This window comes from Mediterraneibacter sp. NSJ-151, assembly GCF_022487435.1.
GTDB classification, from domain to species: domain Bacteria; phylum Bacillota; class Clostridia; order Lachnospirales; family Lachnospiraceae; genus Schaedlerella; species Schaedlerella hominis.
On the sequence record NZ_JAKVPP010000010.1, the window covers coordinates 91,283 to 113,057 of the forward strand.

Genomic DNA, 21,775 nt, shown 5'->3' on the forward strand with positions numbered 1-21,775 from the left:
CGATTTGATACGACAGATACTAAAAGGCAAAATAGAATTAGAGTGGAATTTATTGACAAATTTCATGAATATCTATAGACTAGTATTAGCATAATAGGTCTTTTTGCGACCTTTTTTAGCAAATAATTGAGAAAGATGGAGGTCATTTTTGAATGGACAGATACATAGATATGCACTGTCACATTTTGCCTGGTGTGGATGACGGAGCTCAGAATCTGGAAGAGACAAGACAGATGCTGCAGATTGCCTTTAATGAAGGAACCCGTTTAATCATTGCAACTCCACATCATCATCCGCGCAGAGGACATAAAAGGCCGGAGATACTTAACGAACAGTTAAGGCTGGTACGGGCAGAAGCAGCGAAGATTAGTGATAAATTCCGAATTTATCTGGGAACCGAGGTTTTCTTTGGACAGGATGTTCCAGAGAAGATAAACAGGGGAGAGATTCTTACAATGAATAAAAGAAACACTGTATTGCTGGAATTTTCTCCATCCGATAGTTACGACTACATACGTCAGGGAGTGCAGCAGGTTCAGATGACCGGGAATCAAGTGATTATTGCCCATGCAGAGCGTTATCAATGTCTGCTGGATGATATTGGATACGCAGAAGAATTGTGTGATATGGGCGCAAGCATTCAGGTGAATGCAGGAAGCATCATTGGCGATGGCGGTCGCAGAGCCAAGAAGTTTGTGAAAGAACTGATGGATGAAGATATGGTGTTCGGAGTAGGAACCGACGCACATGGAGTACAGACACGTGCTCCGAAGATGAAAAAGGCGGCAGATTACGTCAAGAAAAAATATGGAGAAGAATACATGAGGAGGATTTTCTTCGATAACGCAGCTACGTTATTGAGAAAGAGAAAGTAGTTATGAATCAATACACAAAAAACACAAGAATGAATCCAGAGTCAGATAATGACGAATTGACAATTGACCTGACAGAAGTTATCGGTGCTTTGTTAAAAAAAGCACACATCATTATTTTGACAGGAATTATCGTAGCTTTGTTGGCATTTATTGGAACAAAGCTTTTTATTACGCCTATGTATACGGCAGAGACAAAAGTATACGTACTGTCCAAAAGTGAAGGAAGCACTGGGATTTCAGCAACAGATTTGCAGGCTGGTTCATATTTAATAAAGGACTACACAGAGCTGGTAAAGAGCCGTACAGTGATGGAACAGGTTATCGCAGTATTAAACCTGGATGTGAAACCTGAAGAGTTAATGGAGATGATATCAGTTGAGGCTGCAACAGACTCACGAATCCTTACTATTAAAGTAGAAAGCGATGATCCAAAACAGGCGAAAGAGATTGCTGATGCAGTCCGCGAAGCTGTCAGTGTACAGATTACAGAGATTATGGATGCAGATGCAGTTAATACAGTTGAGAAGGCAGACCTTCCAAGTGAACCATCTTCACCAAATACAATGAAGAATACAATGCTTGGTGGAATTCTTGGTATTATTCTGGCAATGGGAGTAGTCGTATTAATCTCCATCTTGGATGACACAATTAAGACACCGGATGACGTAGAGCGTTATCTCGGACTGAATACATTAACTTCTATTCCAATCGCAGAAGGAGCAAAGAAGAATAAAAAAGCGAAAGGATTGTCAGCACGTCAGTTCACAAAGACGATGAACAGATAACAAAGAGGGGATAAAGATGCAGGAAATAGAATTAAAAGAAATAAAAAAAGATTATCGAAGTAATGAAGCATACAAGTCTCTCCGTACCAACATCGAGTTTTCAGGAGAAGACAACAAAGTACTAGTGTTCACAAGCTGTACACCAAATGAAGGAAAGAGTACAGTCACACTTGCATTGGCACAGTCACTTGCCGAGGCCGGAAAGAAAGTACTGTTTATTGATGCCGATTTAAGAAAATCAGTATTAGCAGGACGACATAAAGTACACGGACAACTGAAAGGACTGTCACACTTCTTATCAGGACAGACAGAGCTTGGAGAAGTTATGTATCGTGTAAAAGATACAAACATGGTTATGATATTCGCAGGTGTAGTACCGCCAAACCCTGCCGAGCTGTTAGGAGGCAAACGATTTGAAAGTCTCCTTACAAGTGCAAGAAAAGCATATGATTATGTAATTATCGACGCACCACCGCTTGGAAGTGTTATCGACGCCGCTATTATTGCAAAACAAAGCGATGCATCAGTGCTTGTGATTTCAGCAAACACAGTCAGTCATAAATTTGCAAAAGTTGTAAAAGAGCAACTGGAAAAATCAGGCTGCCCGATTCTCGGCGTAGTATTGAACAAAGTAGATATGGCACAGAACAAATATTATGGAAAATATTACGGTACATATGGTGATTATGGACGTGTGGAAGAGGAAAAGGTATGAAACAAGAAAAGTTAGTAGCTGTGCTGATAGCAGGCTGTCTGATACTTGGAGGTGCAGCACTGGTTGTTCGTGGCAGTCAGGATCGACAGGCTCCGGTTATTAAAGTGAAGAAAGCCGACCTCACATATCAAGAGGGGAAAGGATATGGAGAGCTTTTAAAAGGTGTCAGTGCAGAAGATAACCGAGACGGTGACCTTACCGATGAAGTGTTTGTAGACCGCGTTGTGCAGATTAAAGATGGTAAAGCAATCGTATATTACGGTGTGATGGACAAGGCAAAGAATGTAGGGACTGCCAAGCGAACAGTTAATTATGTAGAAGATGGAAATGCACATCCTAAAACAGAAGATACAGCGGCAGAAAATACAGAACAGTCCCAAAATGCATCGGCAGCACAGAACGACCCTGCCAAAGCAAATGAAAACAACGATCTGACACCGGTCGGAGAAGCACCGGTAATCGCACTTACAACAGACCAGGTAACAATTGCAGCCGGAACAGAATTTGACCTTATGAGCGTAGTCAAAGGTGTTGCAGATGGCAGTGATGATGCAGATTCACTATCAACTCGTATCAGTGTAGATGGTCAGTATGATGTAAATACACCGGGAAGTTATTTACTACATTATTATGTAATAGATGCCGACGGCAACACATCTGAGGTAAAGACATTGACACTGAATGTGCAGTAAGATATGTAAATTAAGGGGATACAAACAGCAGGATAGAAGGAGTATATCAATCAGATGAAAGAACAGAAGAAGACACTGCATATGGCAGGAAAGTTGATTACATTAATACAGTTGATTCTTGCGGTCGGTTTGATTGCAGTTATCTGGAACAGTGGATTGGTACCAACGAAATATCTGGTGGCAATTATCATTGTATTATTAATATTATTTGGAGTAACATTCGGATTACAATATGTAAAAAATAAAGTCTACATCGTAGGAATTGTACTTAGTATTATACTGAGTATCTTACAGGTAATTGGGATTGTCTATATGTTGAAGGCAGACAAGCTGATGGCAGATGTCGGCGGAGCAAATTATAAGACAGATAATATGATCGTAGTTGTTAAAAAAGAAAATCCGGCGTCGAATCTTATGGATGCTTCGATGTATCGCTTTGGTACACAGACTGCTGTAGACCAGGAAAATACACAGATTATGGTCGACAACATTAATACATCTCTTGGCAGAGAAGTAAAAATAGAACAATACGGAACTGTTCAGGAACTTGCAAATGCTTTATTAGAAGGTAGAGTAGATGCAGCAATTTATAATCAGGCATTGGACGGGCTGATTACAGATGCAATTGAAGACTATTCAGAACAGGTACGTGTGTTGTATCAGTATGGAATCGAGACAGAGATAGAACAAGAAAATGTAGATGTCGAAGAGCCATTCAATGTCTACATTAGCGGTATCGATGTAGATGGCCCAATCGCAACAAACAGCCGAAGTGATGTCAATATTATTATGACAGTGAATCCGAATACAAAGAAGATTCTACTGACAACAACACCACGTGATTATTATGTACAGATACCGGATATCTCAGGAGAGCAGAGAGATAAGCTGACACATGCCGGTATTTATGGTGTGGATGCATCTATGCGAACATTAGAGCAGTTGTATGGCATCGATATTTCGTATTATGCAAGAGTAAACTTTTCGTCACTGGTTAAAATCGTAGATACATTAGGCGGCGTGGATGTGGATTCGGATTTTGACTTTACAGTGAGCGAGGGATTCCATTTTACAGAAGGGAAAAATCACTTGAATGGTGAACAAGCATTAGCATTCTCAAGAGAGCGTTATAGCTTTGAAGATGGAGACAATCAGAGAGGTAAAGACCAACAGAAGGTTCTGACGGCCATCTTGAATAAAGCAATGTCACCTGCAATTCTGTCAAATGCAAGTGCATTGATTGCAGATGTCAGCGACAGTGTACAGACTAATATGACACAGGAAGAGATGGCAAAGTTTATCAAGATGCAGTTGAATGATGGTGCAAGCTGGACTATTGAATCACAGGCAGCATCAGGAACTGGAGATACACAGGCATGTTATTCGTCAGGAGACCAGCCACTGTATGTGATGTGGCCGGATGAGGCAGTTGTACAGAGCATCAGTGCAAAGATGAATGAGATATTAAATGGGAATTAAAGGATAAAGGTAATAAGGTTTAAAGGAAGAGAAGTAAAAATATGAGTGGAGTATCAAATCAAGATAAAGAAAGAAAGATGAAAAAAAAGAAAATTGAACACTGGCAGATCATCGCATTATATTTGATAGTATATGATGTAATTGCAATTAATTTTGCCTACTTTTTTGGACTGTGGCTGCGTTTTGATTTGCACTTCACAAGTATTCCGGCAGAGTATATGAGTGCATTCTTAAAGTTCGCACCGATATATACAGTATTTACGATTTTTGTATTTGCACAATTACGTCTCTATAATAGCTTGTGGAGATTCGCAAGCTTTAGCGAACTGAACAGAGTGATAGTTGCATCTGTGATTACAACTATCTTTAATATAGTAGGAATGACAGCATTCATTCAGCAAATGCCACTATCTTACTATATAATCGGTTCGGTTTTACAGTTTGGACTTACATTGATGATTCGTTTTTCATATCGATATATGAATTTAGAGCGTGGCAGACGTGAGAAGGATGCGAAACCATTACATAACGCAATGATCATCGGTGCCGGTGCGGCAGGACAGACTTTAATCAAAGAACTGAAAAGTTCAGGAGAGGTAAAATCAAAGGCTTGCTGCGTGATTGATGATAACCCAAATAAATGGGGACGTGTTATGGAAGGTGTGCCGATTGTTGGCGGTCGTGAAGATATTCTTATCAATGTAAAGAAATATAAGATTGACCAGATTTTATTTGCGATACCGACTGCAAGTGCACAGGCAAGAAGAGAAATCTTAAATATATGTAAAGAAACAGATTGTGAATTAAAACAGCTTCCGGGAATCTTTCAGCTGGCAAATGGCGAAGTGTCCATGAGCAAAATGAGACCGGTTGCGATTGAAGATTTGCTAGGAAGAGACACAATCAAAGTAAATATGCAAGAAATTTTCCAGTACCTTAAAGGAAAAGTAATTCTCGTAACAGGTGGCGGTGGTTCAATCGGAAGCGAGTTGTGCCGTCAGATAGCAGCACACGGACCGAAGCAGTTGATTATCTTCGACATTTACGAGAATAATGCATATGACATTGAGCAGGAATTAAGAAGAAAATATCCAGAATTGAACTTGAAGGTTCTGATCGGTTCAGTACGTGACAGTAAGAGAATCAATCAGGTGTTCGAAACATATAAACCACAGATTGTATATCATGCGGCAGCACATAAGCATGTACCGCTTATGGAGACAAGCCCGAATGAAGCAATTAAAAATAATGTAGTAGGAACTTACAAGACAGCCTACGCAGCACTGAAGAATGGAACGGAGCGATTCGTACTGATCAGTACAGACAAAGCAGTAAACCCGACAAATATTATGGGAGCGAGCAAGCGTCTCTGTGAAATGGTCATCCAGAGTATGGATAAAATCAGTAAATCCGGTCATACAGAATGGCTTCCATTCTTACACGAACATGAAGATAAACATGTGAATGGGCAGATGGTTCCGGACCCGGAAGACCACATGGCTGTAAATGTAGAAGAAAATGCGGCTGCACAAGGTAAAGGGAAAACAGATTTTGTTGCCGTTCGTTTTGGAAATGTACTTGGAAGTAATGGTTCTGTCATTCCGTTATTCAAAAAACAGATTGAAAATGGCGGTCCGGTAACAGTTACACATCCAGATATCATTCGTTACTTCATGACAATTCCAGAGGCAGTCAGTCTGGTACTTCAGGCAGGAACTTATGCAAAAGGCGGAGAAATCTTCGTGCTGGATATGGGAGAGCCGATGAAGATTGATACATTGGCAAGAAACCTCATCAAATTGTCAGGATATAAACCAGATGAAGATATCCAAGTTGTATATAGCGGATTACGCCCGGGAGAAAAACTGTTTGAAGAGAAGCTGATGGCAGAAGAAGGTCTGGAGAGAACAGAAAATGAGTTAATCCATATCGGTAAGCCAATCCCGTTTGATACAAAAGAATTCCTCGGACAGTTGGAAGAACTGGCCATGGCTAGTTACGAGAACAGTGAGGAGATTGTAGAGATGGTAGAAGGTGTTGTGACGACATTTAAGCCGGCGGGAGAACATCCGAGTGGGAAGTAGTAATATGCAAAATGATTTAAAATGTAAGGAGCAAAAATATGGCTTTCGTAAATAATGAAAGATTTGAAAAGTTTGAAAAGAAAGTATGGCTTTCATCTCCAACAATGTATCCAGAATCAATGCGCTATGTTATGGAAGCGTATAAAACAAACTGGATGTCTACTGTTGGAGCTAATATAAATGAAGTAGAGAAAGTGGCAGCAAACATATCTGAAACAAAATATGCAGTTGCACTATCTTGTGGAACTGCAGCACTTCATCTTTGTATGAAGCTTGCAGGTGAAAGATTGTATGGAAAGCCACAGGTTGGTGTTGGAGCATTGAATGGAAAACGAGTATTCTGTACAGATATGACATTCAATGCAACTTTAAATCCAGTTGTTTATGAAGGGGGTATTCCAGTATTTATCGATACAGAATACAATTCATGGGGAATGGACCCGGTTGCTTTGGAGAAAGCATTTGAAATGTATCCAGATGTAAAGCTGGTTGTTTACGCAGAATTATATGGCTTTCCAGGAAATGTAAAAGAGATTAAAGAAATTTGTGAAAAGCATGGTGCTTTATTGGTAGAAGATGCTGCAGAGGCAATGGGAGCGTCCTGGGAAGGAAAACAGTGTGGTTCATATGGTGATTATGCAGCAATATCCTATAATGGAAACAAAATCATTACAGGGTCAGCTGGCGGATGCTTACTGACAGATTCGCTTGAAGATGCAAACCAGGCACGTAAATGGTCTACACAGGCAAGAGAAAATGCAGCATGGTATCAGAACGAAGAAGTTGGTTACAACTATCGAATGAGCAATGTGATCGCTGGTGTGATTCGAGATCAGTATAATCATTTGTATGAGCATATTGCTCAGAAGAAAGCAATCTATGAAAGATATAAAGAGGGATTAAAGGATCTTCCAGTACAGATGAATCCATTTGATGAAACAAAAGCAGAGCCGAACTACTGGTTGAGTAGTTTATTGATTGATGAAGATGCAATGTGCAAGCAGGTAAGAAGCGAAACGGAAGCACTTTACATTTCAGAAGCAGGAAAGAGTTGCCCGACAGAAATTTTAGATGCAATTAGTAGCATAAATGCCGAAGGCAGACCGATTTGGAAACCAATGCATATGCAGCCAATGTATCGAATGCATGAGTTTATAACTGTGAATGGTTCCGGCAGAGCAAAAACAAATGCCTATATTGCAGGTGGAATTAAAGATGTTGGAGCAGATATTTTCCAGAGAGGTGTATGTTTACCGTCTGATAACAAGATGACTGAAGAACAGCAGGACAAAATTATAGAAGTAATCAGAGCTTGTTTTGAGTAGAGAGTAAAAATATATCATAGATAGGTAATATAGATGAATGATAAGTTGATAATCATTGGTGCAAGTGGTCACGGAAAAGTAATTGCAGATATTGCAGTTAAGAATGGATATCACGATATAGTATTTTTGGACGATAATGAAACAATAAAAACATGTGCAGGATATCCAGTAGTAGGAAAAACTTCAGATGCTATTAGTTTATATGGAGATAAAATAGTAGCTATCGGAGATGCAAGAATTAGAAAAGAAATTCAAAGTAAATTATCCAATGTGGTTACATTAATACATCCTCAAGCAATAATTAGTAGGAGAGTTGAGATAGGAATGGGGTCTGTCGTTATGGCAGGTGCAGTAATTAATTCAGATACTATTATTGGAAAAGGAGTTATTGTTAATACAGGATCATCTATTGATCATGATTGTTGTATGGGAGATTTTAGCCACATATCTGTTGGAGCACACGTAGCGGGAACAGTATCTATTGGAAATAGTTCGTGGATTGGAGCAGGAGCGACTGTAATTAACAACGTTAATATTTGTGGTGAATGTATGATTGGAGCAGGTACGGTAGTGATAAATAATATAGAAGAATCAGGAACGTATATAGGGGTTCCTGCTAAGAGGATAGAAAAATGAGAGTATTGGTAATTGCACCTCATCCAGACGATGAGATTATTGGTGTCGGAGGAACTATTGCGAAAAGAGCGAAAGATGGTGATGAAGTTTATGTTTGTGTTGTGACAAAGGGAAAGTCACCGCTTTTTAATGATGAGTTTATAGAACAAGGAAGAAAAGAATGTCGAAAGGCAGATAAAAAGCTTGGAGTTAAAGAAACTATTTTTTTAGATTTTCCGGCAGTGATGCTGGAAACAGTTCCACGTTATGAATTTAATGGGAAAATTTCAGAAGTTGTTAATTCAATAAAACCAGATGAAGTATATATTCCACATAGAGGAGATATGCAGATAGATCATCAAATGGTTGTTGATGCCGCAATGGTAGCAGCTAGACCTCGTGGGATTAACTATCCAAAGAGAGTTTATGCGTATGAAACACTTTCGGAAACAGGGTGGAACATTCCTAACGTTGTAAATGAATTTATTCCGACAGTATATGAAGATATTACAGATACATACGAGGTGAAGCTAGAGGCTATGGCTATTTTTGAGTCTCAGCTTTCTGTTTTTCCTGAAGCAAGGTCTATAGGGGCTATTGAAGCATTGGCAAAGTATCGAGGTGCAACAGTGAGTGTCAAAGCAGCTGAGGCATTCAGCTTAATTAGAGAAGTAAAGTAAGGAGTATAATGTATAATATATGATTTTTCGTGTGTTTAAGAGAATGTTTGATTTTGTGTCTGCTTTGCTTTTACTTATAGCAATCAGCCCAGTGTTTTTTTTGTTGGTTTTAATGGTTCGTGTAAAACTCGGATCCCCTGTGTTTTTTACTCAAGAAAGAACCGGAAAAGATATGAAAAAATTTAAGCTAATCAAATTTAGAACTATGACAAATGAGAAAGATAAAAATGGTAAACTATTGCCTGATGAAATGAGGCAAACAAAGTTTGGTGGATTTCTTAGATCATCATCCTTAGATGAACTTCCAGAGTTGTTATGTATAATTAAAGGAGATATGTCTGTAATTGGACCTAGACCTCTACCTCCGATATATGATGACTATTATACTGATAAAGAGTTAAAAAGGTTTTGTGTGAAAGGTGGTCTAATACCACCGGATTCTATTGACGATAACGCAGTAATATCTTGGAATGAGCAGTTTGAGTATGAAGCAAATTATGCAGCGAATTTGTCTTTAATAAATGATATGAAGATATTTTTTAATGTATTTAAAATTATCTTTCAAAGAAAAGAAACAGATTATGGTAATTTTGTAAGAAAACCACTATATGAAGAAAGAGAAAAACAGAGATAATAGAGGAGAATAATGATAGAACTAGACGATAAACAGGTAAAAAAAATAATTGAGCAGTATGGAAATGCTGTGTATATTTTTAATCAAGATGAATTTGAAGAAAATTATAAAGAATTAGAAAGCACTTTTCAAAAAGTATATCCCAATTATCATATTTGTTATTCATATAAAACAAATTATACTCCAGCAATTTGTAAATGTGTTAAGGATTTGAATGGATATGCAGAAGTTGTTTCTGATATGGAATATAGATTGGCTTTAAAGATTGGATATATTCCTCAAAGAATTATTTTTAATGGGCCTGTTAAGGGAGAATATTTAGAAAAACATTTATTAGAAGGTGGAATTAATAATATTGATAGGATGGAGGAAGCAAATTTAATATGTGAAATTGCTAATCGCAATCCTAATCATATAATAAAAACGGGTATTAGAGTGAATTTTGATATTGATGCAGGTTATACGTCTAGATTTGGAATAGATATTCACGAAATAGATGAAATCATCAAAACTCTAACAGATGCTAATGTTATTATTAATGGAATTCATTGTCACATGAGTCGTGCAAGGGGAATTGAACCATGGAAATTACGCGCAAAAACAATGCTTTCACTTGTAAATAAATTCCATTTGGATAACATTGACTATATTAGTTTAGGAAGTGGAATGTTTGGGAAAATGGATCCGGAGTTAAAAAAACAATTTCCGGCAGATGCACCTACATATGAGGAATATGCTAACGAGGTCATTAAACCGTTTGCAGATTATTATAAAGATAAAGAAAAGCAACCTTTACTATTTACAGAGCCAGGTACAACTTTAATATCTAAGTATGTAGATTTTTTGGGAAAAGTTATCGGAATAAAAAATATTCGTGGAAATGAGTTTGTATTATTAAATTGTAGTTTTCAAAATTTAGGTGAAACATGTCAAATGAAAAATCTTCCAATCAAAAGATATGAATATGGGATCAAGAAAACTACTGTTTTAAATGCTAGGTTTGTTGGGTATACATGTTTAGAACAAGATGTATTGTATAAGGGATATAGTGGAGATATTTCTATTGGAGATTATATTTTGTTTGGGAATATTGGCGGCTATTCATTGGTAGATAAACCACCTTTTATTATGCCGGATTGTCCTATGATTGCAATAAAAAGTGAAAATATTAAATTAATAAAACGTAGAGAGACCTTTGAAGATATATTTAATGTGTTTGAGTTCGAGGAATAGATTGGCATGAAAGATATTACAATTTTAATGTCGGCGTCGGGATCTCCTTCGATGCCGGGGATGATTGATTGTTTGAAAAAAAATGGAGAAAGAAATATTCGAGTTATAGGAATAGATATGAGTGAAGAGCCAAGTGCTCAGTATTTGGTAGATAAATTTTATAAAGTTCCGGCAGCTACATGCGAAGAATATATAGATATCGTCTTAGACATTTGCAAAAAAGAATGTGTTGATATTTATTTTCCTAATATTTCAGCTGAAGTCACTGCTGTTTCCAAAAGAAAAGAAGAATTTCAAAAGATAGGAACAATAATATCGGCATCAGAACAAAAAGCTGTTGAAGTAGCTAATAATAAATTATCATTGTATAACTTTTTGAAGAGCAAGGGAATAAAAGTTCCTCGATTTTATGGGGTTAATTCAATTGAAGATTTTGAAGAAGGTTGCAAATATCTTGGATATCCTGATGTGCCTGTTTGCTTGAAAATTGTTGATGGAAGTGGGAGTAGGGGAGTTAGAATAATCGACTCCAAACGAAATAGATATCAGATTTTTGTGAACGAAAAACCAAATAGTTTTTTTGTCGCTTATGAAGACATGATTAGCATTTTGAAAGAAGCAAACGAAGAATTACATGAAATGCTTTTGGTTGAGTATCTTCCTGGAAATGAATATACTGTCGATTTATTAGCAGATCATGGAAAGGTACAATATATTGCAGGTCGAGAGAATATAGTTAGCTTAATGAGCATTGCTCAAGAAAGTATCGTTGAGAAAGACGAGAAAGCTTATAAGATGAGTAGTGATATAGTAGCTGCTTTAAAACTAGACGGAAATATTGGTTTTGATTTTATGAGAGACAAGAATGGCAATGCAATTCTTATGGATTTAAATCCACGTATCACGGCTACGGTTTCTGTAATAGCGGCAGCAGGGCTTAATTTACCTTATTTAAGGGTTAAGCAATTGCTAAAAGAAATGTTACCTAAAGTGGAAATAAAATATGGTACGAGATTAAAGCGTCGGTATAGTGAAATTTATACGGACATAAATGGCAATAAAATCGAGATTGGTATGCAAACGAAATAGTATTGATAATGATTAGTGAGGTGTTTTCAATGAATATAATGTTTTTATCAATAGAAAATTATTCAGATTTTAATGCCAGATCAATATATATGGATTTGATAAATGAGTTTCGTAAGCAAGGTCATTATGTTACTGTGATTTCTGCTTGTGAACAAAGAGATACAAAAAGTGAGAAGCCCCAAATAATAGCAAGTGATAGAAGTGGTGAAATAAGAAAAGTTTATGTTGCAAATGTGACAAAAATGTCAAATTTTATACTTAAAGGAATAAATCTTATGAAATTATTGCCCAAGTATAGAATTGCCGCAAAGAAGGCTATGAAAGAAAGAACATATTCTCTTGTGTTGTATGGCTCTCCACCTATTACAGTATATGGAGCAGTAAAAGCTGTAAAAAAAAGACAGAATGCGTACTCGTATTTATTGCTGAAAGATATTTGGCCATACGATTGCTTGTTTGGGGGAGCCTTATCTATGAAAGGACCAAAAAAAATAGCGTTTGATTATTTGGCGTTGTTAGCAAGACGTTTGTATGATACATCTGATACAATAGGATGTATGTCACCAGCAAATGTAAAGTTTTTACTAGAAAATGAGCCATATTTAGAATTACAGGATAAAATAGAAATTTGTCCTAATAGTATTTCGCCTAAAGAAGTTTACTTAAGTGAGTTTGAAAAAACAACTATAAGAAGAAAATATGACATTCCAGAAAATAAAGTGGTCTTCATATATGGTGGGAGTTTAGGAGTACCACAAGGAATTGATTTCGCATTAAGAGCGATAGCTTCCTCAGCATCTGTAAAAAATGCATATTTTGTTTTTGTTGGTGGTGGAACTGAAAAAAATAAAATTGCTAATTATATTGAAACAGAGAAGTTGAAAAATGTTAAATTAATAGATATGTTGGCAAAAACAGAGTATGAAAAGTTAGTATCTGCTAGTGATGTAGGACTCATATTTTTACATCATGAGTGTTTATCACCAAATTATCCGTCAAGAATTTTAACATATATGCAAGCAGGTATTCCGATTTTATGTGCTACAGATACATATACAGATGTAGGCAAAATAGCAGAAAAGAATGGATATGGTCTGTCATGTGAAAGTAATAATGAGGAATCATTTGTAGAAAAAGTAAGTGAATTTTGTGATGAAAATATGAGAAGTATAATGGGTAAAAATGCTAATTCATATTTAAATAGCAATTATACAGTTGAGAAATCCTATGAAATAATAATGAAAAGAGTGGGCGAAAATGGGAAATAAATTATTAGTTGCATGTGATGTGCATTTATTAAAAGCTCCAGATGGAAGCTATTGGTGTGATGCAATTTATAAATACACTTTTTGGAAAAGATATATGGATGTTTTTCAAAGTATAAGAGTAGCTGGAAGATGTAAAGAAGTTAAGACAATAGATCCAAAATGGCATAGAGTGGATGGACCTAGAGTTGAAATATTTGAAATTCCTTTTTATCAGGGACCTAAGCAATTACTCTTTAAATATATGCAAATACAAAAATGTTTAAAAAACGTTGATGAAGGATGCGATGCTGCATTAATGAGAATGCCAAGTCAAACCGCGTATATGGTATTTAAACATTTGTCGAAAAAGATTCCTAAAGCGGGAGAAATAGTATATGATCCATCAGATGATGTGAAGCGAAAAGACCAATCTTTTATAATGAGTATATTAAACCATAGGATTTCAAATCAATTAAAACAGTTTTGCAGAACTGTTAATGGGGTTTCATATGTAACAGAATATTCTATACAAAAAAATTATCCTTCAGTTGCAGCATTAAAAGGTGAGAGTAAAGAATATTTTGAATCAAATTATTCGACGATAACTTTATCAGATGACGCCTTTACATCTTCAAGGATTTACAATAATATGAGCCATATGAAAATAGCACTTTCAAGTGTGGCAATGGAAAGTGATAGAAAGGGCGAAAAAATATTGATACGTGCTGTTAAAATTGCAAGACAAAAAGGATTTGATATAACGGCAGTTATCATAGGCGATGGATCAAAGCGAGGAGAATTTGAAAAATTTGCAAAAGATGAAGGGGTAGATGAATTCATTACTTTTACTGGTTTGTTGCCATCTTCAGATGAGGTACGAGAGCAATTATTAAAATCGGATATTTATATGTTTCCAACACAGGCAGAAGGTTTACCAAGAGGAATTCTTGAAGCTATGGCTGTTGGAATGCCTGTATTATCGACACCTGTAGGCGGAATACCAGAAATAATTGAAAAAGACTATCTGTTTTCTCCATTTGATGCAGAAGCATTTGCAAATAAAATATGTTATTTAATGGAAAATCCTGATGAATTAAATATTATGAGTAAGAAAAATTTTGAAAAATCTAAAAGCTTTGCTAACACTGTATTACAGAAAAAGAGAAATGAATTTTATATAAAACTTTGTAAGTTGATTTAAGAATGAGGAAAAAATATGTATGTTTTAATCGTGTCACCAAACAATTTCCCGGAAAATGATGCGGGAGCAGTACGTGATGGATGCTTTGCGAAAATATATCAAGAGTTAGGTTATGATGTGGTTCACATAGGAATGAATCCTGACTCAGAAAAGGGAAGTTTCAAAGGAGTTAGATATTATAGTATATATCAGGATAATTGCGGTATTGCTAGAAAAATAAGCAATAGTTTTTCATATGGTGAGCGGTTATCACAGGTAATGAAAAAAATAATCAAAAACAGTGGGAAACCATCTGTAATACATATGTATGATATTCCGAAAAGTGGGATAGAACTGTTGCGGAAATATTCAATTAAAAACAATATTCGTATTGTACATGATAGTGTTGAATGGTATTCGCCGTGTGAATTTAAAATGGGATGTTTCGCATATCCATACCTATTAAAGAATAGAACAAATACAAAGCTGATAAGAAAACCAATGTATGTCTATGCTATAAGCAGATATTTACAGGAGTATTATTCAGAAAAAGGATTAAAAACACTTAGAGTACCGGTAATAATGGATAGTAAGGAGTATTGTCCTAAGATAGTTCAAGGTAATGTGATAAAAGTTGTTTATGCAGGGTCTCCAGCAAAAAAAGATTATCTTAAAGAATGTATTATAGCTTTTGGAAATTTAACAAATAAAGAACGAGAAAGAATGGAATTTCATATATATGGTGCAGATGAAAATTATGTAGAGGATTGTTTGTCTGAAAAACAAATTCCAGAAATTGTAGCTCATGGTAGAGTAGCGCGAGAGGACGTCACAAGAGCATTAGCAATGAGTGATTTTTCTATACTTCTTAGACCGGCAAATGAGCGTTATACCAAAGCTGGTTTTCCGACAAAATCAGTAGAAGCAATGATGAATGGATGTGCTATGATATGTAATTTAACTTCAGATTTGGGAATGTATCTTAAAGATGAAAAGAACAGTATTATAGTTGAAAATTGTAGTAGTGAAGCAATGACACAAGCATTACGAAAAGTTATAAAGTTAAATAGACAGGAAATTAACGAAGTGAAAGAAAATGCACACAAAACTGCAAAGGAATATTTTGATTATCGAATTTGGGTTTCCGCTGTAAAAGAATTTATTGAAGGATAGAAAAATATGTTTTTAGAAATTAAACGTCTTATTAAAATATATAAAATTAAAATGCAGAAAAAGAATATTATTTTTTTAAGGAAAGCTAATATAGACAAAAATGCAGTGCTAGAAGGTCAAAATAAAATTGGAGCAGAATCTTGGTTTGAAGGTTATATGGGGTTTGGAACATATATAGGTGATCAGTGTACTATAATGGGTAAAATTGGACGATACTGCAGTATTGGACATAAGGTTACTGTCCTCACAGGAACACATCCAAGTCATAGATTTGTTTCAACACATCCGACATTCTTTTCATTAGGATTACAAAATGGAACAACATATGTTTCAACACAAAAATTTAAAGAAAAAATATACGCTGATGAAAACAATAAATACGGATGTATTATTGGGAATGATGTGTGGATTGGTTATAATGCAACAATTATGGGTGGTTGTACTATAGGCGATGGTGCGATTGTGGCAGCTGGAGCACTTGTTAAAGAAAATGTGGAACCATATACAATTGTTGCAGGGCAACCAGCTAAAGTGATTGGAAAGCGATTTGAAGATGAAAAAATAGCATTCTTAATGAAAATTAAATGGTGGGATAAACCAGAGGCATGGATAAAGTCTCATGCTGATGATTTTGAAGATATTAGTAAATTTGAAAGGAATATAAGTAGAGGGGAGAGTTAATATTGAAAGTTGTTATTTGTATACTTCCTATCATCTGTTTTCTTATATCAATGCATAAATATAAAGCGTGGAATAATCCATATGTAATATTCAATATACTTTGGAGCGTAGTTGGCATTTTGATATTATGCGGAAATAAAAGTGTATATACACCATCAATAACGGCTATGTTGTGTGTAATAACAGGGATTATAGGTTTTAATTTATCTGCATTGTCAAGAAGAATTACTTTGGGAAATCGGAGCGTTTTGAATGTGAAATATATGTTTAATCCGCGAAGAGCTGCCATTATTTCAACCATTGTTTTAATAGTAAGTTTCTTTTTATCAATAGATGCTATTCGTTCTCTATTAGTTGGAGTTTCATATTCCGATATTAGAAATGATTATTATACATATGATGGTGGAGGAAGTGTGCTCTTATATTATTTTCGTGAGTATATAATTGATCCCTTGAGATATGTTGTAATTGTTTCAGCTATATTTGCTATTTTCAAAAAAGAGTATCGTTCAAAATTATTGATACTTAACGCATCACTTTGTGTTTTATTGCAAGCCGTGAGCAATGGAGGACGCTATATTTTAATGAATACTTTTTTTATGATAATTTGTGGAGCTTTGATACTTAACCGTGATGTTAAATTATCCTTAAAGCAAAAGATGGAAATTGTGTTCTTTGGTGGCATATTAGCGTATGGGCTGATTTTTCTGACAAATAGTAGAGCAACTTATTTAATGCAGAATATGACTATTGGAGAAAAGATGTTTTCAACTGTGTATCAATATTTCGCAGGAAGTATTACTTATTTAGGAGAAGTTATTAAAAATACACCTAATATAAAAGGAGCAACGTATGGTGTGAATTTTGTAGCAGGCTGGATATCTCCGTTATTTGTTATACTTAATTATATTGGTATTCTTTCATACCCACAAGTGTTCAGTGTTATAGGAACCGAAGCATGTAAAGTTTTAAAAATTGGTGAAAATTTATACTATAATGCTATGCCAACTGTTTTTGGATATTTTTACATTGATGGTGGTCTAGTACTTACATTTATAGAAGCTTGGATATGGGGGTATATTTGTAAGCGCCTTTATACAAGAGCAGGAAATGGAAATTTGTTATTTACAGCGGTATATATATTGATGTTTTTACAAATATGTAATGCAAGCACCAGATGGTTTTTGTATTCTACCGGATACTGCCTAGCTTATATATATATGAGATTAGTTTTTGATAGAGAGAAATTTGTAGAGGAAGAGTAAAATATGAATATAGCAATAGTAGCAGTGGGGTATAATCGCCCCGATTCTATGGAACAATTGTTGAATACAGTTGTAAAAGCAGATTATGCTAGTGATAAAGTTGATCTTATTGTGAGTATAGATAAAGGAGAAAAGCAAAATGAGATTGTAAAAGTTGCAGAAAAAGTTGAATGGTTATTTGGAAATAAGATTATCCGTGCATTTCCGGAACGACAAGGGCTTAGAAAGCATATTATTCAATGTGGTGATTTGACAGAAAAATATGATGCAGTAGTTGTATTAGAAGATGATTTGAATGTATCAGAGTATTTCTATACATATGTAAAACAGACATTGTCTTTTTATGAAGAAGACTCAAAAATCGCAGGTATTTCTTTGTATAAGCATCAGACTCATCCAGGTGTATATAGACCGTTTGAGCCGGTTAATAATGGATATGATGTGTATATGCAGCAGTTTGCCATGTCATGGGGACAATGTTGGTCAAAAAAAATGTGGCAAGGGTTTAAAAACTGGTACACAAAGAATGAACAGAAGGATTTGGCAGAAGGTTGTATTTTACCGCAATATATTTCAAATTGGAATAAACAATCATGGTTAAAATACTTCATGCGTTATATTGTAGAAAATGATAAATACTTTGTATATCCATATTTCTCGCTCAGTACAAATGCCTCGGATGCAGGTGAACATTGTCGAATTCCCAATAATGATTTTCAAGTATCTATGTTGCAAGGTGAAGTAGAGTATCGTTTACCAACATATGAAAGAGCAATAAAATATGATGTTTTTTTTGAAAGAGTTGGTTTAGAAGTCTTTGATGAATTGAACGGAAAAATTGTTTTAGATTTGTATGGAAATCGAGAAAATTTTGGAAATGCAGATTATGCTATTTCGACAGCGCGACATCCGTTTAAAGTTGTAAAAACACTTCAATTAAAGTATCGACCGATCGAGATGAATTGCGTTGTTCCTGTTGAAGGTAATGGAATATATATATATGATTTGCATTCGGTAAAAAGGAAACCGAGTGGGACTGAAGACATAATTACACGTTATGATGTTAGAGCCGTTCATTGGAAAAAAATGCTTCATCTTGGGATTGTAGGATTGGTTGATGCAATAATGGATAGGGTGAAAAGAAAATAATAATGTTAGAACAGATTAAAAGATTTTTGACTAATAAATTTTTTCAAAATACAAGTTGGATGGTTTTTGCGCAAATATATCAAATGGTTATTTCACTGTTTATTGGTGTAATTAGTGCAAGATATTTAGGTCCGTCTAATTATGGAACTATAAACTATGCTGCATCGTATATATCATTTTTTACAATTTTCTGTGCGTTGGGCTTAGAGGGTATCGTAGTTAGGGAAATTATTTCTAAACGGGAGCAAGAAGGAATAATATTGGGGAGTGGCATAATAATGCGTTTGATAGCAGGCGTATTATCTATGGTTGCTGTGTGCATAATAGTCTATTTTTTGAATCCGGATGATCATATTCTTTTGGTAGTTACCTTTTTGCAATCTATCATATTACCTTTTAATGCATTCAATTTAATTGATATGTGGTATCAATCTAATTTGAATTCTAAGGTGTCTACTATAATTAGATGTATATCTTATACGGTCATGTCCTTATATAAGGTGTTTTTATTAATTACGGGAAAAAGTGTGGAATGGTTTGCTTTTTCAACAGCATTAGATTCACTGTTAATAGCCATTATGTTTATGATAATGTATCGTAAACAAGGAAAACGAAAACTAGAGTTTGATTTACAAACCTCAAAGCAACTATTGAGAAAAAGTTATCATTTAATTATTTCAACAATGATGGCTGTTTTATATAGCCAAATGGATAGAGTAATGATAGGAAAAATGATGACTCAAACAGATGTAGGATATTATACTGCTGCAGCTACGATATGTAATATGTGGGTTTTTATACCACAAGCATTTGCAAATTCTGCAAGGCCTGTAATTATGGAAGTGCAAGAACATAATAAAAGTTTATATATAAAGAGGCTAAAACAGTTGTCTGGATTCATTTTTTGGATTGGAGTATTATTTTCAATAGCATTTACTGTCTTGGCAGATTTTATTATTTTAGTTTTATATGGTAACGCATATATGATGGCTAAAGGACCTTTGGTAATATTGATATGGTCGACAGTATTCTCATCATTATCATATCCAAGATCTATATGGATGATATGTGAGAACAAACAAAATTACACTAAACATATATTAATATGGGGAGTAATTATAAATTTAATATTAAACTATTATGGAATTAAGTATTATGGAATTATAGGTGCGGCAGTTGCGACACTATTTACAGAAATGGTGACGTGTTTAATTGCGCCAACATTCTATAAAGAAACACGTATATACGTTAGATATTTAATTGAATCATTTATAGGGAAAGGAATTTTAAAATGAAAATTAAGGTTTTACATGATATATATTGGAAAATATATGAGGGGGAGTGTTCTATTAGAACTATAATATCACCTACCAGTTCAACTAAGTATTTATATAAAAAAAGATTTCAAAAACCATTAAATCTTAAAAATCCGGAAAGCTTTAACGAAAAAATTCAATGGTTAAAATTGAATACATATAATAATAACCCTACGATTACACAATGCGCTGATAAGTATGCCGTTAGAGAATTTGTGAAGAAGATGGGATGTGAAGAACTTCTTATTCCATTAATAGGAGTGTATAGCAATGTGAGTGAAATTGATTGGAATAGCTTACCGGAAAAATTCGTGTTAAAATGTAATCATGGATGCGGATATAATTTGATTTGCTCTGATAAAGAAAAATTAAATATAGAAAAGGCAAAAAAAACAGTAAGTCAGTGGATGAAAGATGATTATTGGAAACATAGAGCAGAAATTAATTATAAATATATTCCTAAAAAAATCACAATTGAAAAATTCATTGATAATAATGGAAAGCAAATTGAAGATTATAAATTTTATTGTTTTAACGGAAAAGTACTATATACAATGGTATGTCTTGAAAGAAAAGATGGACATGCTAAATATTATTTTTTCGACAGAGATTGGAATTTGATTCCATATTCCAAAGATGCACTTAAAGTAGATAAAAATTTTAAAATTTGTAAACCCCAATTATTAGATAAAGCAATTGAGTATGCTGAAAAACTGTCTGCACAGTTTCCTTTTGTAAGAACTGATTTATATATATTGGATGATAAAGTTTATTTTGGTGAATTAACATTTACTCCAGCAGGAGGATTAGACGATGATCTTTTGGATGGAGATAAAGAAATGGGAAAACTAATCAAATTGGATTTATAATATTGATGGTATTATCTAAAAGAAGTTTAGGTAATGAAAATATATTGTATATCATTAATCAAGATATAAGAAAAGGTTATTGTGAAGTAAAATGAAAATTATAAAGTTATTTAAACGGTTAAAAAATAAAATTACTCAAATAAAAAATCCAATAGTATGGGCAAAAAAAATAGGTGTAAACTTTCCTGAGGGTGAATTACATTTGTATGGAAATATTAATTGGAGTACAGAACCATGGATTATTACATTAGGAAAAAATGTACATATCACAGATGGGGTTAAGTTTGTAACACATGATGGGGGGGTGTTGCTATTTAGAAATAAAGTACCGGATCTTGAAGTAACAAAGCCTATTGTAATTGGAGACAATGTATATATTGGAAACAATGTAATTATTTTACCTGGAGTGACAATTGGCGATAATGTTATTATTGGTGCAGGGGCTGTAATTTCTAAAAGTATTCCAAGTAATTCAGTTGCAGTTGGCGTACCCGCCAGAATAATAAAAACTGCAGATGAATATTTTGAAAAAATACAAAAAGAATCTCTTCATTTAGGACATTTAAAAGGTGTCGAAAAAGACAAAGCATTAATGGAGTATTACCATTATGAGGGAGATTCAAAAGGAATTTATTTATAGAATAGAAAGCTCATTATTTTTAGCTTAGAAAATATAATTAATGATATAA

21 protein-coding genes are annotated in these 21,775 nt (G+C 34.6%); all 21 read left to right on the top strand.

From position 1 onward, the window contains the following. The first annotated feature begins 152 nt into the window (after positions 1-152). On the top strand, positions 153-875 hold the full coding sequence (locus LQE94_RS11300; protein WP_121056780.1) for a CpsB/CapC family capsule biosynthesis tyrosine phosphatase: 723 nt from the start codon (positions 153-155) through the stop codon (positions 873-875). Positions 876-877: 2 nt separating this feature from the next. Beyond that, the gene (locus tag LQE94_RS11305) at positions 878-1,660 is read left to right on the top strand and encodes a YveK family protein (RefSeq protein WP_240577724.1); all 783 of its coding nucleotides are present in this window, start codon (positions 878-880) and stop codon (positions 1,658-1,660) included. A gap of 16 nt (positions 1,661-1,676) precedes the next feature. Beyond that, on the top strand, positions 1,677-2,375 hold the full coding sequence (locus LQE94_RS11310) for a polysaccharide biosynthesis tyrosine autokinase (RefSeq protein WP_240577725.1): 699 nt from the start codon (positions 1,677-1,679) through the stop codon (positions 2,373-2,375). Further along, positions 2,372-3,067, top strand: coding sequence for an immunoglobulin-like domain-containing protein (locus tag LQE94_RS11315; RefSeq protein WP_240577726.1), 696 nt, complete (start codon positions 2,372-2,374; stop codon positions 3,065-3,067). Before LQE94_RS11310 ends, LQE94_RS11315 begins: the two co-directional genes overlap by 4 nt. Before the next feature lie 54 nt (positions 3,068-3,121). Beyond that, entirely contained in the window at positions 3,122-4,546 is a 1,425-nt protein-coding gene (locus LQE94_RS11320; RefSeq protein WP_240577727.1) for an LCP family protein, read from the top strand. Positions 4,547-4,587: 41 nt separating this feature from the next. Continuing rightward, positions 4,588-6,630, top strand: coding sequence for a polysaccharide biosynthesis protein (locus LQE94_RS11325; protein WP_240577728.1), 2,043 nt, complete (start codon positions 4,588-4,590; stop codon positions 6,628-6,630). A gap of 38 nt (positions 6,631-6,668) precedes the next feature. After that, positions 6,669-7,955, top strand: coding sequence for a DegT/DnrJ/EryC1/StrS family aminotransferase (locus LQE94_RS11330; RefSeq protein ID WP_240577729.1), 1,287 nt, complete (start codon positions 6,669-6,671; stop codon positions 7,953-7,955). 33 nt (positions 7,956-7,988) lie between these two features. Next, positions 7,989-8,591, top strand: a complete 603-nt coding sequence (locus LQE94_RS11335; protein ID WP_240577730.1) for an acetyltransferase — start codon at positions 7,989-7,991, stop codon at positions 8,589-8,591. Then, on the top strand, positions 8,588-9,250 hold the full coding sequence (locus LQE94_RS11340; protein WP_240577731.1) for a PIG-L deacetylase family protein: 663 nt from the start codon (positions 8,588-8,590) through the stop codon (positions 9,248-9,250). The genes LQE94_RS11335 and LQE94_RS11340 overlap by 4 nt, the downstream gene beginning before the upstream one ends. 19 nt (positions 9,251-9,269) lie before the next feature. Next, positions 9,270-9,884, top strand: a complete 615-nt coding sequence (locus LQE94_RS11345; protein ID WP_240577732.1) for a sugar transferase — start codon at positions 9,270-9,272, stop codon at positions 9,882-9,884. Between the two features lie 12 nt (positions 9,885-9,896). Then, a complete protein-coding gene (locus tag LQE94_RS11350) occupies positions 9,897-11,117 on the top strand; it encodes a pyridoxal-dependent decarboxylase (protein ID WP_240577733.1) in 1,221 nt (406 codons plus the stop codon). Between the two features lie 6 nt (positions 11,118-11,123). Then, a complete protein-coding gene (locus LQE94_RS11355) occupies positions 11,124-12,206 on the top strand; it encodes an ATP-grasp domain-containing protein (RefSeq protein ID WP_240577734.1) in 1,083 nt (360 codons plus the stop codon). Between the two features lie 29 nt (positions 12,207-12,235). Then, positions 12,236-13,474: a glycosyltransferase family 4 protein gene (locus LQE94_RS11360; RefSeq protein WP_240577735.1), complete on the top strand. Its 1,239-nt coding sequence runs from the start codon at positions 12,236-12,238 to the stop codon at positions 13,472-13,474. Next, complete coding sequence (locus tag LQE94_RS11365; protein ID WP_240577736.1) at positions 13,464-14,654, top strand: glycosyltransferase family 4 protein; 1,191 nt, start codon at positions 13,464-13,466, stop codon at positions 14,652-14,654. The genes LQE94_RS11360 and LQE94_RS11365 overlap by 11 nt, the downstream gene beginning before the upstream one ends. 15 nt (positions 14,655-14,669) lie before the next feature. Beyond that, the gene (locus tag LQE94_RS11370; protein ID WP_240577737.1) at positions 14,670-15,806 is read left to right on the top strand and encodes a glycosyltransferase; all 1,137 of its coding nucleotides are present in this window, start codon (positions 14,670-14,672) and stop codon (positions 15,804-15,806) included. Positions 15,807-15,812: 6 nt separating this feature from the next. After that, positions 15,813-16,487 carry a CatB-related O-acetyltransferase gene (locus LQE94_RS11375; RefSeq protein WP_240577738.1) on the top strand — a complete coding sequence of 225 codons (675 nt, stop codon included), beginning with the start codon at positions 15,813-15,815 and terminating at the stop codon, positions 16,485-16,487. Positions 16,488-16,489: 2 nt separating this feature from the next. After that, positions 16,490-17,752, top strand: a complete 1,263-nt coding sequence (locus tag LQE94_RS11380; RefSeq protein ID WP_240577739.1) for an O-antigen polymerase — start codon at positions 16,490-16,492, stop codon at positions 17,750-17,752. A 3-nt stretch (positions 17,753-17,755) separates the two neighbouring features. Then, on the top strand, positions 17,756-18,901 hold the full coding sequence (locus LQE94_RS11385) for a hypothetical protein (protein WP_240577740.1): 1,146 nt from the start codon (positions 17,756-17,758) through the stop codon (positions 18,899-18,901). 2 nt (positions 18,902-18,903) lie between these two features. Then, complete coding sequence (locus LQE94_RS11390; protein ID WP_240577741.1) at positions 18,904-20,196, top strand: flippase; 1,293 nt, start codon at positions 18,904-18,906, stop codon at positions 20,194-20,196. Beyond that, complete coding sequence (locus LQE94_RS11395; protein WP_240577742.1) at positions 20,193-21,086, top strand: ATP-grasp fold amidoligase family protein; 894 nt, start codon at positions 20,193-20,195, stop codon at positions 21,084-21,086. Before LQE94_RS11390 ends, LQE94_RS11395 begins: the two co-directional genes overlap by 4 nt. 91 nt (positions 21,087-21,177) lie before the next feature. Further along, positions 21,178-21,726, top strand: a complete 549-nt coding sequence (locus tag LQE94_RS11400) for an acyltransferase (RefSeq protein ID WP_240577743.1) — start codon at positions 21,178-21,180, stop codon at positions 21,724-21,726. Positions 21,727-21,775: the final 49 nt, after the last annotated feature.

Bases quoted from the DNA above. Each gene is read 5' to 3' on its own strand.
- LQE94_RS11300 (WP_121056780.1), top strand. From the start codon at position 153: ATGGACAGATACATAGATATGCACTGTCACATTTTGCCTGGTGTGGAT.
- LQE94_RS11305 (WP_240577724.1), top strand. From the start codon at position 878: ATGAATCAATACACAAAAAACACAAGAATGAATCCAGAGTCAGATAAT.
- LQE94_RS11310 (WP_240577725.1), top strand. From the start codon at position 1,677: ATGCAGGAAATAGAATTAAAAGAAATAAAAAAAGATTATCGAAGTAAT.
- LQE94_RS11315 (WP_240577726.1), top strand. From the start codon at position 2,372: ATGAAACAAGAAAAGTTAGTAGCTGTGCTGATAGCAGGCTGTCTGATA.
- LQE94_RS11320 (WP_240577727.1), top strand. From the start codon at position 3,122: ATGAAAGAACAGAAGAAGACACTGCATATGGCAGGAAAGTTGATTACA.
- LQE94_RS11325 (WP_240577728.1), top strand. From the start codon at position 4,588: ATGAGTGGAGTATCAAATCAAGATAAAGAAAGAAAGATGAAAAAAAAG.
- LQE94_RS11330 (WP_240577729.1), top strand. From the start codon at position 6,669: ATGGCTTTCGTAAATAATGAAAGATTTGAAAAGTTTGAAAAGAAAGTA.
- LQE94_RS11335 (WP_240577730.1), top strand. From the start codon at position 7,989: ATGAATGATAAGTTGATAATCATTGGTGCAAGTGGTCACGGAAAAGTA.
- LQE94_RS11340 (WP_240577731.1), top strand. From the start codon at position 8,588: ATGAGAGTATTGGTAATTGCACCTCATCCAGACGATGAGATTATTGGT.
- LQE94_RS11345 (WP_240577732.1), top strand. From the start codon at position 9,270: ATGATTTTTCGTGTGTTTAAGAGAATGTTTGATTTTGTGTCTGCTTTG.
- LQE94_RS11350 (WP_240577733.1), top strand. From the start codon at position 9,897: ATGATAGAACTAGACGATAAACAGGTAAAAAAAATAATTGAGCAGTAT.
- LQE94_RS11355 (WP_240577734.1), top strand. From the start codon at position 11,124: ATGAAAGATATTACAATTTTAATGTCGGCGTCGGGATCTCCTTCGATG.
- LQE94_RS11360 (WP_240577735.1), top strand. From the start codon at position 12,236: ATGAATATAATGTTTTTATCAATAGAAAATTATTCAGATTTTAATGCC.
- LQE94_RS11365 (WP_240577736.1), top strand. From the start codon at position 13,464: ATGGGAAATAAATTATTAGTTGCATGTGATGTGCATTTATTAAAAGCT.
- LQE94_RS11370 (WP_240577737.1), top strand. From the start codon at position 14,670: ATGTATGTTTTAATCGTGTCACCAAACAATTTCCCGGAAAATGATGCG.
- LQE94_RS11375 (WP_240577738.1), top strand. From the start codon at position 15,813: ATGTTTTTAGAAATTAAACGTCTTATTAAAATATATAAAATTAAAATG.
- LQE94_RS11385 (WP_240577740.1), top strand. From the start codon at position 17,756: ATGAATATAGCAATAGTAGCAGTGGGGTATAATCGCCCCGATTCTATG.
- LQE94_RS11390 (WP_240577741.1), top strand. From the start codon at position 18,904: ATGTTAGAACAGATTAAAAGATTTTTGACTAATAAATTTTTTCAAAAT.
- LQE94_RS11395 (WP_240577742.1), top strand. From the start codon at position 20,193: ATGAAAATTAAGGTTTTACATGATATATATTGGAAAATATATGAGGGG.
- LQE94_RS11400 (WP_240577743.1), top strand. From the start codon at position 21,178: ATGAAAATTATAAAGTTATTTAAACGGTTAAAAAATAAAATTACTCAA.